This is a genomic window from Sphingomonas jejuensis, from assembly GCF_011927695.1.
In the GTDB taxonomy this organism is placed as follows: domain Bacteria; phylum Pseudomonadota; class Alphaproteobacteria; order Sphingomonadales; family Sphingomonadaceae; genus Sphingomonas_K; species Sphingomonas_K jejuensis.
Window position 1 is genome coordinate 270,344 of record NZ_JAATJE010000001.1, and the last position, 12,237, is coordinate 282,580.

The window sequence follows — 12,237 nt, forward strand, 5'->3', positions numbered from 1 at the left end:
CGTCAGCCGCGAAAGCGGCCCATCCGCGCGATCGCGGCCGGACCGGCCAGCCCCTCCAGCACCCGCCAGAAGCCGCCGACCGCGTCAGGTCCGGCCTCGCCATAGGCCGCGGCGAGCCGGGTCCGGCTCGCCTCGAACAGCTGCTGCTCCAGCTTTGCGCCCGCCGCGGTCAGCCGCAGCAGGCGCTGTCGCCGGTCGGACCGTCCCACCCGCTGTTCCACCAGATTGCGCCCGACAAGCTCCCCCAGCACGCGGCCGAGCGACTGTTTGGTGATGCCGAGCAGCGTCAAAAGCTCCGATACCGGCAGGTCGGGCAGGCGCGCGGTGAAGTAGAGCGCGCGGGCATGCGCGCGTCCGAGACCGGTGCCGGCCAACGCCGCATCGACGCCGCCGCCGATGGAGGCGTTGGCGAAGTGCAGCAGCTCAATCCCCCGTCGAAGCTCTGCTTCGCGGAGGAAGAGAGGGGAGGCGACGGACGCAACCATGAGTGCAAGTGTGCCGCGTGACTTTGCCGATCGCAAGACGTCGCGCTAAGGCGGTGCCTTCGAAGCCGCGTCGCACCAGCGGAGGACGTCCGATTTTCGCCTTTGAACCGCACCCGTCGCCGATCGCCGCAAGCGAACGGAGCGCCCGCATCGCCGACCCTGGGTTCGGCCGCGTGTTCACCGACCACATGGTCACGATGCGGTGGAGCGAGGATGCCGGCTGGCATGAAGGGCGGCTGCACGCCCGCCAGCCGCTGACGATGGATCCGGCGGCGGCCGTGCTTCATTACGCGCAGGAGATCTTCGAAGGGCTGAAGGCGTATCGCACCGACGATGGCGGGGTGGCGCTGTTCCGGCCCGAGGCGAACGCGCGCCGGTTCCAGGAGTCTGCCCGGCGGTTGGCGATGCCGCCGTTGCCGGAGGAGTATTTCGTCGAGTCTGTGCGCGCCCTGGTGGCGCAGGAGCGCGAGTGGATCCCGGAGATCGAGGGCGGGGCGCTCTACCTGCGACCCTTCATGATCGCCAGCGAGGTGTTCCTGGGCGTGAAGCCGGCGGGTGAATATCTCTACATGGTGCTCGCCTCGGCAACCGGCGCCTATTGGAAGGGTGGGGCGCGCGCGATCTCGCTGTGGGTATCGCACGAGCATAGCCGGGCGGCGGCGGGCGGAACGGGTGCGGCCAAGTGCGGGGGCAACTATGCCTCCAGCCTGGTCGCGCAGGCGGAAGCCATCCGGCGCGGCTGCGACCAGGTGGTGTTCCTCGACGCGGCCGAGCGTCGCTGGATCGAGGAACTCGGCGGGATGAACATCTTCTTCCTCTTCGCCGACGGGTCGATGGTGACGCCGCCGCTGACCGGCACGATCCTGCCCGGCATCACGCGCGACAGCATCCTGCGCATGGCGCGGGACGAAGGCGTGGACGCGCGCGAGGAGCAGTATTCGATCGATCAGTGGCAGGAGGATGCGGCGAGCGGACGCCTGGTGGAGGCGTTTGCGTGCGGCACGGCGGCGGTGGTCACGCCGATCGGGCGGGTCGCGGGTCCGGATTACGGCTTTACGATCGGCGACGGTGGGACGGGTCCGCGCACAGCGCGCATCCTGGAGCGGCTGAGCGATCTGCAGCGCGGCCGCGCGCCCGACCCGCATGGTTGGCTGCAACGGGTCGACTGACCCTTCCAACCACGATCGACCCGGCTATAAGCGCCGGCACGTTGGGGCGTCGCCAAGCGGTAAGGCACCGGTTTTTGGTACCGGCATTCGCAGGTTCGAATCCTGCCGCCCCAGCCAGCCACAGACAGTCACGGGCCGTACTGCCTTAACGTCGGTCAACGCTGAGACCATCCGCCGTCAGAGTGCCATTGCCGCCGCCGGGGCGCCGTGCAGCCGCTCGATGTCCTGTCGCGGCGGCGCGCCGAACAGGCGCCGGTATTCCCGACTGAACTGCGACGGGCTGTCGTAGCCGACCGCAAAGCCCGCGGTGCCCGCCGTGGCGCCGGAGACGAGCATAAGCCTTCGCGCTTCCTGCAGGCGCAGCTGTTTCTGGTATTCCAATGGCGTCATTCGCGTGATCGCCTTGAAGTGCGCATGGAGCGAAGACGGGCTCATGCCCGCATCCGCGGCGATTTCATCGATGCGGATCGGGGCGTCGAAGCGACGCCGGATGGCTGCGATTGCGCGGCTCACCTGATTGAGGTGGCTGCCGGCCGTCGCGACGTGGCGCAGCATGGGGCCATGCGGTCCGATCATGAGGCGGTAAAGGATTTCGCGCTCGATCAGGGGCGCCAGCGCACCGATCGTCTCCGGTCGATCAAGCAGACGAACCAGACGGCAGGCGGCATCGATCAGGTCCGGGTCGCTGGGATAGACGCCGAGCACGGGCAGGTCGGTGCGCGCGATCGGCCCGCCCTCCGCCACCATGAGGTCGGCGAGCATCGCCGGGTCGAGATCGATCTTGCAGCAAAGATAAGGCCGCTCCGGACTCGCCTCGATGACATGGCCGACGAGCGGGAGGTCGACCGACACGAGCAGATAATGCGCCGCGTCGTAGACGACGCTCTGTTCGCCGATCGACACGCGCTTCGAGCCTTGGGCGATCAGGCAAAGCGACGCCTCGTAGACCGCGGGGGTGGGCACGCTGGGCTGATCCGCACGGATCAGGGAGACATGGGGCATCGCCGTCGTGCAGATGCCCGTGCCGCCGACATGACGGTCAATGACCTCGGCGAGTTGGGCGATGCGATCCATGCGCATGCTGATCCTCCAGCCGGGCGGATCAAGCAAGCGGGCGGCGGCTGATTTGGAGGATCGTGCAATGCGTCTGGACGATCGCTCTACCGCCGGCGCCGCCGGGCGGCGCATCTGATGCCCCGTCATTCCAGCAGGAAAGGAAGCATCATGACGGGGACCATCGACAAGGTCGTGCTGATCACCGGCGCATCGAGCGGCATCGGCGAGGCCACCGCACGTGAACTCGCGTCGGCCGGAGCCAAGCTGTTCATCGGCGCACGCCGCGGCGAGCGGCTGAAGGCGCTGGCGGAGGAGCTGGGCGGAAATGTCGGCTGGCGCGAACTGGACGTGACCGACGGGGCGGATTTCGACGCCTTCGTAGAGGCCGCAGAGGCGCGGTTCGGCCGGGTCGACGTGCTGGTCAACAATGCCGGCGTCATGCCGCTCTCGCCCTTGAAAGCGCTGAAGCGCGACGAGTGGAAGAAGATGATCGACGTGAACGTCCACGGCGTGCTGAACGGCATCGCTGCCGTCCTGCCGCGCTTTGTCGGCCGGGGATCGGGCCATGTCGTCAACGTGGCTTCGGTCGCGGCGCACATGGTGATGCCGACGGCGGCGGTTTATTGCGCGACGAAGCATGCGGTGCGGGCCATCACCGAGGGGTTGCGGCAGGAGCATGACGAGATCCGCTCGACCTTGATCTCGCCGGGCGTTGTCGCGACCGAACTCGGCCACGACATCACCGATCCGGAGCTGGCCGCGGCCCTGCAGGGCTGGCGCAAGAAGTCGCTGACGCCCGATGCGATCGCACGCGCGATCCGCTTCGCGGTCGAGCAGCCCGATGGCGTCGACATCAACGAGGTGATCGTCCGGCCGGTCGCCGCCGACATGTGAGGCAAGCCGGGGCGCGGGCGCACGCGCCCCGGACTGTCCGGAGATTGCCGATCTTGTGAACAGCCGTACGCGCGACCGGCGTGCGCCTGGCGGGCGATCGCGTCAGGCGCGTGCCCTCAGGCCGAGGGGCGCAAGTGGATCGCCGATCAGGCCGCTGACCATGGCCGCCTGGATCCATGTCGCCGGCCAGAGGCGAGAGGCGGGTCCGACAATGCGGTCGCGCGCGAACGGCAGCAGCCGGCTGTCGGACTGGTAGACGGGCGTGAAAAGCGCGGTGAGCCATTGGTAGAGGCGGACATGGCGCCGGCGGCTGCGGACCGTGCGAGCGATTGCGTCGGCGACGCCAGCGGCACCGCGAAGCGCGCTGGCCAAGGCCCAGGCATCGAGCAGCGCCATGTTCGCACCCTGACCGAGCTGTGGACTGGCGGAGTGCCAGGCGTCGCCGAGGTGGATCAACGCGTCGCCGCCCGGGTTCGGCAGGGTCCGATGAGCGTAGCGCGCGAAGGTCAATTGTTGCGGATCGACGATCTGGTCGAGCAAGGCCTGCGTTGCCGGCCAGAGTGCCGCGACCTCGGCCTTCCAGACATTCAGACCGCGATCCCGCCAGGCGGGTAGCCGGTCCGCGCGAAGCGACCAGAAGAAGGCTGCCTGCGGTGCAGGGCCATGGGGCGGCGTGCCGATCGGCAGCACGCCAGCCATGACCGATGCGCGGCGGTAACGCTGCTCGAGGGCGGCGCCGTCGAACAGCCCGGGCGGCCAGTCCAGGCTCGCCCACAAGGCTCCGTAAGCGAGTTCGCGGACGCAGGGCGGCGCAAGCCGCGAACGGCAGCCGAGCATGTCGACGACGAGATCGAACGGCTCGCTCCTCGCCTCGTCCTCGAACAGGAGGCGACGCTTCCCGCCGCTCGCCAACTCCGATCCCCTGACTGTCCGGCCTGTCCTGATCGGGATGCCTTCGGCGCGGCAGGCGTCGTGCAGAACCGCGAACAAAGACGCCCGGTGCGTTCCGATGCCGAAGGCATCTGCGTGCCCAAGCGCGGCGTAGTGGACGTCCAGAACTGTGCGGCCGTCCGCCTGGCCGAACAGACGCTCGATGCGTGCGCCGTGATCAAGCAGTCGATCGGCGAGACCGAGGCGATCAAGCACCGCCAAACCCGTCGGCTGGATCATCAACCCGGAGCCGAGCGGCCGGGGACTGTCAAACCGTTCGAAGAGGGTGACGCGGTGCCCGTCACGGTGGAGCAGCAGGGCTGCGGCGAGCCCGCCCGGGCCGCACCCGGCCACCGCGATGTCGACCGGGCCCATGTCACGGGACTTGCCGCAGTGGTGCGCCCGGTGCCAGCCAAATGTCGTCGCCCGAACCCGCCATGGTGCCGCCTCAACCGGATGCCGACCGACGCGAGCGCCTGCGCCAGTCGCCGGTGCTCAGTAGGGCGGTGCGACGCGCGCTCGCTGCTCTCGCGCAGCATCGGTCCACCACGCGAGATCATCGGCGAACCGAGGAAAGCTGCGGGAGAGTGCCGCGCCGCCGTCCCCGATCGGCTGACCAGATTCGTCAAGCGCGCCGCCGATGTTTCCGACCGCCAGCGTGCTCGAGACAACCACCATGCCCATTTCCGACAGGGTGCCGTGCCATGCGATGGTGGCATGGGCGCCGGCAAGACGCCCTGCCGAGTAGCTGGCGATGGCGGCCGGCCGCCAGAACCATTCCTCCAGAAAATGGTCGGTCAGGTTCTTCAGGCCGGGTTGCTGTCCCCAATTATATTCGCCTGCGACAAACACGAACGCGTCAGCCGCCCGGATCTTGCCCGCGAGCTGTTCCAGCGCCTCCGAAGCCTCGCCTGCGGGATATTCCTTGTACATGCGGTCGAGCATCGGCAGGCCGATCGCCTTCGCATCGATCAGTTCGGCATCGGCGCCCCGCGCGCCGAACGAGCGGACGAGAAAATCGGCCAGTCGGATGCCTTGCCGATCCGACCGGTACGAGCCGTAGAGCACGAGGATGCGGTGGGCCACGGGTCGTCTCCGGCAAGCTGTTCCAGGTGGCGCCGTATAGCCCGGGGCGTCACCATCCGTCACGTCGTCGGCCGCTTGCCCGCTTGCGACGATTATGCCGGGCGCACGTCAAGGCCAGGACCCAACAGTTCGATCGTTCTGCCGGGTCGCAGCATCACGGTCTCGCTCCGCGCACCGCACCGCACCTTGCGTGTGCCAGCGATGCGCGGACGGATGGTGCAGTGTCGGAGCCCCCGCTCATTCCAGTCGAGATCAAGCTCCGCTGCGCCGCGAACGCGGATGCCGCGGAGGGAACCGGACGGCCAGGCGGCGGGCAGGGCGGGCAGCAGGTCGATCAGGTCGCCGCGGCTCTGCACCAGCATCTCGATCATGGCGGTGGCGCCGCCGAAGTTGCCGTCGATCTGGAACGGCGGATGCGCATCGAACAGGTTGGGATAGGTGCGGGGCGACGACAGCAGGCTTGCAAGCACCCGGTGCGCGCGGTCTCCGGCCCCCAGCCGCGCCCAGAGGTTGGCACGCCACGCCAGCCCCCAGCCCGTCGAGGCATCGCCGCGGGTTTCCAGCGAGCGGCGCGCCGCCGCCGCGAGGGCCGGCGTGTCGTCGCGGTTGATCTGGTCGCTGGGATGAAGCGCGAACAGGTGGGAGACGTGGCGGTGGTGCGGGTCGGGCGCATCGGCGTCCCAGTCGTCCCGCCACTCCATCAGCTGTCCATCCCGGCCGATCTGGTTGGGCACCAGCCGCGCGCGTGCAGCGGCAAATTGCCGGCAAAGAGCCGCATCGCGGTTGAGGATCGCGCCAGCGCGTTCGCACCGGTCGAACAGGTCGCGCAGGATCTGCATGTCCATCGCCGGACCTGCCGACAGGCTGCCGCCATGACCGTGATCGTTTTCGGGCGAAAGCGAGGGGTTGGTGACGAGGAGGTCCGTTCCGGGAACCGGCAGGAGCGTATCGAGGAAGAAGAGCGCTGCATCGCGCATCGTCGGCCAAACGCGATCAAGGAACCGGCGGTCGCGGCCATAATCATAATGATCCCAAAGATGCAGGCACAGCCAGGCGCCGCCCATCGGCCAGAGGCCCCAGAAGGCGCCGTCGATCGGTGCGGTCGCACGCCAGAGGTCGGTGTTGTGGTGCGCCACCCAGCCCCGGGCGCCGTACATGTCGCGCGCGGTGCGGGCGCCCGATGCTGCCAGTTCCTCGATCATCGAGACCAGCGGCGCGACGCAGTCGGCAAGATTTGCGGGCTCCGCCAACCAGTAGTTCATCTCGGTATTGATGTTGATCGTGTATTTGGAGCCCCAGGCGGGCGCGTTGCTGTCGTTCCACATGCCCTGCAGGTTGGCAGGCTGCCCACCCGCGCGAGAGCAGGCAATCATCAGGTAGCGCGCAAAGGCGAAGTAGAGCGCTGCAAGCGCCGGATCATCCGCCGGACGACTGATCGCGACCCGTGCATCGGTCGACAGATCGGCGGCGGGCGAGCGCCCGAGGTCGAGCGATGCGGCGCGGAAGAGCCGACGGTGGTCCGCCTGATGTTCCGCCAGCAGCGAGGCAAAGGATTTGCGACTGGCACTGTCCAAGCGATCGCGGGTGATGGCTGCCGGGTCGCCGCCGACAAGGTCGAAGCGGCGATGATCGGTGGCAAGCGCAACAAGGACGATCAGTTCGTCCGCGCCGCGAACCACGAGCGACGCTCCGACGCGCTCCATCCGGCCGCCGCGGGGCAGGAGCTTTGCGCGGCTGGCGAGGGACAGCCCGCCGGGCACGCCGGCACTGCCGCCATTGCGCTGAAGGGTCAGCACGCTGTCCTGCGCATCGGCACCGACCCGTGGGTCGGCCGACGATCGCCATTGAACCTCTGCATCGATGGCGCCGGGTTGATCGCAGGAGAGCCGCACAACCAGAACCTGATCAACCGCGGACGCGAACACCTCGCGCCGGTAGCGCCGGCCCCCGGCGTCGAACCGTGCGGTCGCAACGGCGGCATCCAGATCGAGCTCACGCTCGTAGTTCTCGGCGTCGTTGTCGTTGACGCCCAGCAGGCGGACCAGCAGCGAGCCCGCCGACTGATAGGGCATCTGGGTGGAGGGACGGCCGATCAGTGCTTCATCCGCAAGCGCATGAGCTTCTCGGATGCGGCCTTCGAAGATCAGCTCGCGCACTCGTGGGAGCGCGGCGCGCGCAGCCGGGTTGACGGGGTCGTAGGGCTGCCCTGCCCACCAGGTGGCCTCGTTCAGTTGCAGCACATCGTCGCGAACGCCGCCCGACACCATTGCCCCCAACCGGCCGTTGCCCACGGGAAGGGCTTCCAGCCACATGCGTGCGGGCTGACGATACCATAAGCGGTTAGGCTGCGGCTGGGTGCGATCCGTCCCTGGGGCCTGCCCCGCGATCGCGGGCACGGCGACATCGATCGTGGCAGCGGCCGTGAGCGCTAACAGTTGGCGGCGATCCACGATGCTGACTCCTCTCCCCACGCCAGCCTGACTTCGTCCGGCGCGACCCCTTTGTGGTGGTTGCGGAGTGATCGTAGGCGGACGGAGGCTGGTCGCAAGGCTTCAAGCAGTGAAGAGCAAGCGCCGCGTCGATGGCCGGTCCCGCCGCCGCGATGTCACAGCATCGCGAGCGGCTCCGGTCGGGTCGGCGGCGGGAAGAGGGCGTCGAGCCGCTGCAGATCGTCCTCCGTCAGCTCGATCTCCAGCGCGGCATGGTTCTCTCGAACATGGTCGACCGATCCTGCCTTGGGGATGGGGATCACGCCCGGACGGGTGAGCAGCCACGCCAGGGCGAGCTGCGCCGGGGTATGACCTTTCGAGCGCGCCATCGCGACGAGGCCGGGATGGGAGACGAGGCGCCCCTGCTCGACCGGGCTGTAAGCCATAACAGGCATGTTCCGGTCGGCGAGCCATGGGATCAGATCATATTCGGGGCCGCGGCGCGTGAGATTGTAGAGGATCTGGTCGGTCTGGCACCTCTTCCCTCCCGAGGCGAGGAGCTCTTCCATGTCGTCGGCATCCAGATTGCTCACGCCCCAGCGCAGGATCTTGCCCGCAGCGACGAGGCGCTCCATCGCGTCGACGGTTTCCGCCAGCGGCACGGCGCCGCGCCAGTGCAGCAGATAGAGGTCGAGGCGGTCGGTGCCGAGCCGGTCGAGGCTTGCCTCGCATGCGCGCGCGAGGCGATCGCGGGACGCATTTTGCGGATAGGCCTTGCTGACGAGAAACACGGCGTCACGCGTGCCCGCGATTGCCTCGCCCACCAGCCGTTCGGACTCGCCGTCGGCATACATCTCGGCGGTGTCGATCAGCGTCAGGCCAAGGGAGATGCCCTCCCTTAGCGCAGCGATCTCCTGCAAACGGCGGCTGTGATCCTCGGCCATCATCCAGGTGCCCTGGCCAAGCGTAGGAACAATGGTGCCGTCCGGGAAAGTTGCGGTTTTCATGACGGAGTGAACGTCCGACGCAAAGCTTCGGACCAAGCGGATGAAAGCCTTTTGTGCTCCCGGCCGGCGGGCTGATTGATCAAGCCGGGATGGCGAGCTTCCTGTCGAGGTAGCTGGTGCGCCATTCGCCGACATCGGCCGCCATCGTGGCGGCGGCATCCTCCACCGCGCGGGTGATCACGGGCAGCGTGATCGGATCGGTTTCAAGCCGCTGCGCCGCGCGGGCGAGGCGATCCGCCGTACCGGTGGACCGACGCGACGCGCCGGCGAAATCCGACTGGCCACGGATGCCGAACAGCGCGGCGCCCAGCGTCGGGAGGGCGGCGCCGAGCACCGTCAGCCACTTGGAGGCGGAGCCGATGATTTCCAGCTGCAGCGCATAGCCGGTCAGCCCGACCACCGACAGCAGCACGGTGGACCAGAACAGCACCGTGCCCGCGCGGTGGAGGCGATGATCGAGCCGGTGCATGCGATGCGCGTTGGTGCGGTTGTAGTCGAGCTGGGGACGGATCTCCTCAGCCAACACATGGCGCGTGAGGGCGCGAGCCGTCTCCGCCGACCCAAGCGTCGGCGGCAGGCCCATCTCTCGCCAGATCGACGCCGCGTACCAGTCCGTCCAGCGCGCGGGTCCGTTCTGCCCGGCGCTCCAGCCTTCAACGGCGGTGCCGGCGCCGAGCAGTTTCAGGCTGCGCATCGGTCGCAGCTGTTCGGCGAGGAGGCGGTAGTCGAGCCAGCGGCGGTGCCACTGCCGACGATTGCCGACCGCTGTGTTGAGGATGAGCGAGCCGATCAGCAGAAGCTCCAGCGTAAGGAGCAGCGGCTTCGCGGCGGGCGCGACCACGCCGGCCAGCGCCACCAGGACCGCGAGTGCTGCGGCCAGATAGTTGAAGATCACGCCGCTGCGATAGGTCTGGGCGTAATGATCGGCCAGCCGGTCCGCCCAGCTGAAGGCACGTTCCAGCACGTCGAGCGCGCCTTCGGAGGATGGCAGCCCTTCAGCCCCGGCACGAAAGCTCGCCCACTCATCGCGTGTCGCCTGCGCGAAAGGTGCCGGCCGGACATGCGCGCGCGTGATCGACCGGATGCGGGCGAGCGCCAGCATGGCGGGATATTCGATCCGCCAGCGGATCCGCCGTTCGCGCTCCGCCAGATAATGGGTCAGGGCGTCCTGTTCGGCCGGTGCCGAGGGCGGCGAGAGCAGGCGCACCACGAGCCGGTCGACCGCATCCGCATCGATCGGGCTTGAAGGGACGCTGGCATGGTTGAGCATGCGGGCGGACACCCCATCGATACCCGCCCAGAGCAGCCGCGGCGGCGCATCGTCGACGGGCAGGTGGATGACGGGAATGCCGCGGCGGATCGCTTCCTCCACCACATCGGCGGTGCCGCCCGGTCCGCGGGACGAGCCGCCATCCCAGAGCGCGAGCAGCATGTCCGCCTGGCCGAGCATCGCGGAGCCGGCAAGCGCATAGGCACTGTCGCCGTCGTCGCGGGTGCAGGGGAGGCTCCAGAGCCGTTCCACAGCGTCGGCATGGGTGTCGAAGCGGAGGCGGGCGTCCCCGTCGAAATCGTCGGCGAAGATCGCGCGGTCGAAGGGGAGCACGGCCGCGACCCGGATGCCGTGGGGGCGGGCGGCGTCGGCGGCGAGCTGATCGGCGCCCTCGGCGAGCTGGGAGAGAAGCGTGACCGGGGCATCGGGTCCGCCGACGCGGCGGGCGGCGGCGGCGGCTTGGCCGAGCAGATCGGCGCAGCGGTCGGCGAGCGGGCGGACGAGGGCGGGATCGATCGCGCGGTGGCCAGCGACGCCGATGACGAGGCCGATCTGCGGGCGGGGCGGCGCGGCGCTGCCATGGTCCCTCATGCGCTTCAGCTCCCCCAATCCCCGGCGCTCGCCTTTAGCACCGCAGCCGGCCGTCGATCCAGCGCCGCGAGGGGGCGTCAGCCCTGTCCGGCGAGCCGTCCGGTAAGCGCCACGAGGGCATCCAGCGTCTGGTCGCTGACATGGTGCTCCATGCCTTCGGAGTCGGCCTCCGCCGTGGCCTCGTCGATGCCGAGCGCGCGGAGGAACTCAAACACGATCTGATGGCGGCGGCGGGCTTCGTCGGCCATGGCGCGGCCGGCGTCGGTCAGGAAGATCGAACGGTAGGGGCGATTGTCGACGAGACCTTCGCGTTTCAGGCGGGCCACGATCTTGGAGGCGGTGGCCTGGGTGACGGCCATGTTGACGGCGATGTCGGTCAGCCGCGCTTCGCCGAATTCGGCCGCGAGGTCCGCGATGAGTTCGACATAGTCCTCGGCAACCTCGGTGACGTGCGCTTCGCGCGTCTTGCGAAAGGCGGCCGCCCGCCTGGCGGTCATCCCGCTCAACGCTTCGATCCCGACCGGTCGCCCATGGCACGGTCCTGACCCAAATCGCCGCGACGCTCAAGCCGGCCGGCGTAACGAACCAAATGGGATAATTGTGCTTGACATCGTCACGCTGTTTCGGTACATATCAGGAACATCGGAAATCATGTCAGGCGGGTCGGCTTCCCCACGGAAGGCCGGCCCGCCGGTGCCTGGGGGCGGGATGGCAAAGCGGGTCGAGAGAGTGCGGCGCGGCACGGACGGCCGTGCGCGGGTGGAGCGGGTGTCGCCGATCCGCTGGACGGCGGCCAAGCAGCGCGAGTTTCTGGCGATGCTGGCGGACACCGCCAACGTCAGCCGGTCGGCGCGGTCGGTGGGGATGAGCGACCAGAGCGCCTACGCGCTGCGCCGCCGCGATGCAGGCTTCCGCCAGGCCTGGCTGGAGGCGCTGTCCGAAGGGTTCGACAAGCTGGAAATGATGCTGCTGGAACGGGCGATGACGGGCACGCCCAAGGAGCATCTGACGGCGAGCGGCGGGGTGGCCGTGACCACCGAATTTTCGGAGCGGCTGGCCCTGAACCTGCTGGCGCAGCATCGGGCCGCCGTGCAGCGCGCCCGGCAGGAGGAGGGCCGGACCGTGATCGCGAAGGCCAACCTGTCGGCGGTGCTGACGGTGGATGCCGAGCAGGTGCGGGCCGACCTGATCGCGAAGCTGGAGCTGATGGGATTGCGGCTGAGCGGGCGCGACAGCCGGCCGGGGGAAGTGGCAGACGGCGGCAGCGTGCCGCCCGATGCCGCGTGAGCGGGCGAACGGACGACCTGTCCGATGCCGAGC

11 protein-coding genes and 1 tRNA gene are annotated in these 12,237 nt (G+C 68.9%); 4 read left to right on the plus strand and 8 right to left on the minus strand.

The genetic code is table 11. The features are described 5' to 3' along the window. Positions 1-2 precede the first annotated feature (2 nt). Positions 3-485 (minus strand): MarR family winged helix-turn-helix transcriptional regulator, encoded by a 483-nt coding sequence (locus GGR88_RS01385; RefSeq protein WP_167952256.1) that lies wholly within the window; start codon positions 483-485, stop codon positions 3-5. Between the two features lie 53 nt (positions 486-538). On the opposite strand from GGR88_RS01385, the gene GGR88_RS01390 reads away from it, so the two are divergent. After that, a complete protein-coding gene (locus GGR88_RS01390) occupies positions 539-1,654 on the plus strand; it encodes a branched-chain amino acid aminotransferase (protein WP_342449688.1) in 1,116 nt (371 codons plus the stop codon). A gap of 42 nt (positions 1,655-1,696) precedes the next feature. Next, positions 1,697-1,771 (plus strand) — tRNA-Gln (locus GGR88_RS01395). Between the two features lie 60 nt (positions 1,772-1,831). Here GGR88_RS01395 and GGR88_RS01400 read toward each other — a convergent pair. Continuing rightward, positions 1,832-2,728 (minus strand): AraC family transcriptional regulator, encoded by an 897-nt coding sequence (locus GGR88_RS01400; RefSeq protein WP_167952258.1) that lies wholly within the window; start codon positions 2,726-2,728, stop codon positions 1,832-1,834. A gap of 150 nt (positions 2,729-2,878) precedes the next feature. Here GGR88_RS01400 and GGR88_RS01405 point away from each other — a divergent pair, with 150 nt between their 5' ends. Further along, positions 2,879-3,604, plus strand: a complete 726-nt coding sequence (locus GGR88_RS01405; RefSeq protein WP_167952260.1) for an SDR family oxidoreductase — start codon at positions 2,879-2,881, stop codon at positions 3,602-3,604. 102 nt (positions 3,605-3,706) lie between these two features. On the opposite strand, the gene GGR88_RS01410 is transcribed toward GGR88_RS01405, so the two are convergent. The 6 genes from GGR88_RS01410 to mntR all read right to left on the minus strand — a co-directional run bounded on the left by GGR88_RS01410 (position 3,707) and on the right by mntR (position 11,414). After that, complete coding sequence (locus tag GGR88_RS01410; RefSeq protein WP_167952262.1) at positions 3,707-4,909, minus strand: FAD-dependent oxidoreductase; 1,203 nt, start codon at positions 4,907-4,909, stop codon at positions 3,707-3,709. Positions 4,910-5,029: 120 nt separating this feature from the next. Next, positions 5,030-5,620, minus strand: coding sequence for an NAD(P)H-dependent oxidoreductase (locus tag GGR88_RS01415; protein ID WP_167952264.1), 591 nt, complete (start codon positions 5,618-5,620; stop codon positions 5,030-5,032). A gap of 92 nt (positions 5,621-5,712) precedes the next feature. Continuing rightward, positions 5,713-8,070, minus strand: coding sequence for a glycoside hydrolase family 95 protein (locus GGR88_RS01420; RefSeq protein WP_342449689.1), 2,358 nt, complete (start codon positions 8,068-8,070; stop codon positions 5,713-5,715). A gap of 155 nt (positions 8,071-8,225) precedes the next feature. Next, entirely contained in the window at positions 8,226-9,056 is an 831-nt protein-coding gene (locus tag GGR88_RS01425; RefSeq protein WP_167952268.1) for an aldo/keto reductase, read from the minus strand. Positions 9,057-9,135: 79 nt separating this feature from the next. Continuing rightward, positions 9,136-10,917 (minus strand): DUF4231 domain-containing protein, encoded by a 1,782-nt coding sequence (locus GGR88_RS01430; protein WP_167952269.1) that lies wholly within the window; start codon positions 10,915-10,917, stop codon positions 9,136-9,138. 77 nt (positions 10,918-10,994) lie between these two features. Then, a complete protein-coding gene (gene mntR / locus GGR88_RS01435; RefSeq protein ID WP_167952271.1) occupies positions 10,995-11,414 on the minus strand; it encodes a manganese-binding transcriptional regulator MntR in 420 nt (139 codons plus the stop codon). Positions 11,415-11,625: 211 nt separating this feature from the next. Here mntR and GGR88_RS01440 point away from each other — a divergent pair, with 211 nt between their 5' ends. Next, entirely contained in the window at positions 11,626-12,204 is a 579-nt protein-coding gene (locus GGR88_RS01440) for a hypothetical protein (RefSeq protein WP_167952273.1), read from the plus strand. Positions 12,205-12,237 lie beyond the last annotated feature (33 nt).

What these genes read in the sequence shown, in the direction of transcription:
- GGR88_RS01385 (WP_167952256.1), bottom strand. Translation starts at nt 485, where the DNA reads ATGGTTGCGTCCGTCGCCTCCCCTCTCTTCCTCCGCGAAGCAGAGCTT.
- GGR88_RS01400 (WP_167952258.1), bottom strand. Translation starts at nt 2,728, where the DNA reads ATGGATCGCATCGCCCAACTCGCCGAGGTCATTGACCGTCATGTCGGC.
- GGR88_RS01405 (WP_167952260.1), top strand. Translation starts at nt 2,879, where the DNA reads ATGACGGGGACCATCGACAAGGTCGTGCTGATCACCGGCGCATCGAGC.
- GGR88_RS01410 (WP_167952262.1), bottom strand. Translation starts at nt 4,909, where the DNA reads ATGGGCCCGGTCGACATCGCGGTGGCCGGGTGCGGCCCGGGCGGGCTC.
- GGR88_RS01425 (WP_167952268.1), bottom strand. Translation starts at nt 9,056, where the DNA reads ATGAAAACCGCAACTTTCCCGGACGGCACCATTGTTCCTACGCTTGGC.
- GGR88_RS01430 (WP_167952269.1), bottom strand. Translation starts at nt 10,917, where the DNA reads ATGAGGGACCATGGCAGCGCCGCGCCGCCCCGCCCGCAGATCGGCCTC.
- mntR (WP_167952271.1), bottom strand. Translation starts at nt 11,414, where the DNA reads ATGACCGCCAGGCGGGCGGCCGCCTTTCGCAAGACGCGCGAAGCGCAC.
- GGR88_RS01440 (WP_167952273.1), top strand. Translation starts at nt 11,626, where the DNA reads ATGGCAAAGCGGGTCGAGAGAGTGCGGCGCGGCACGGACGGCCGTGCG.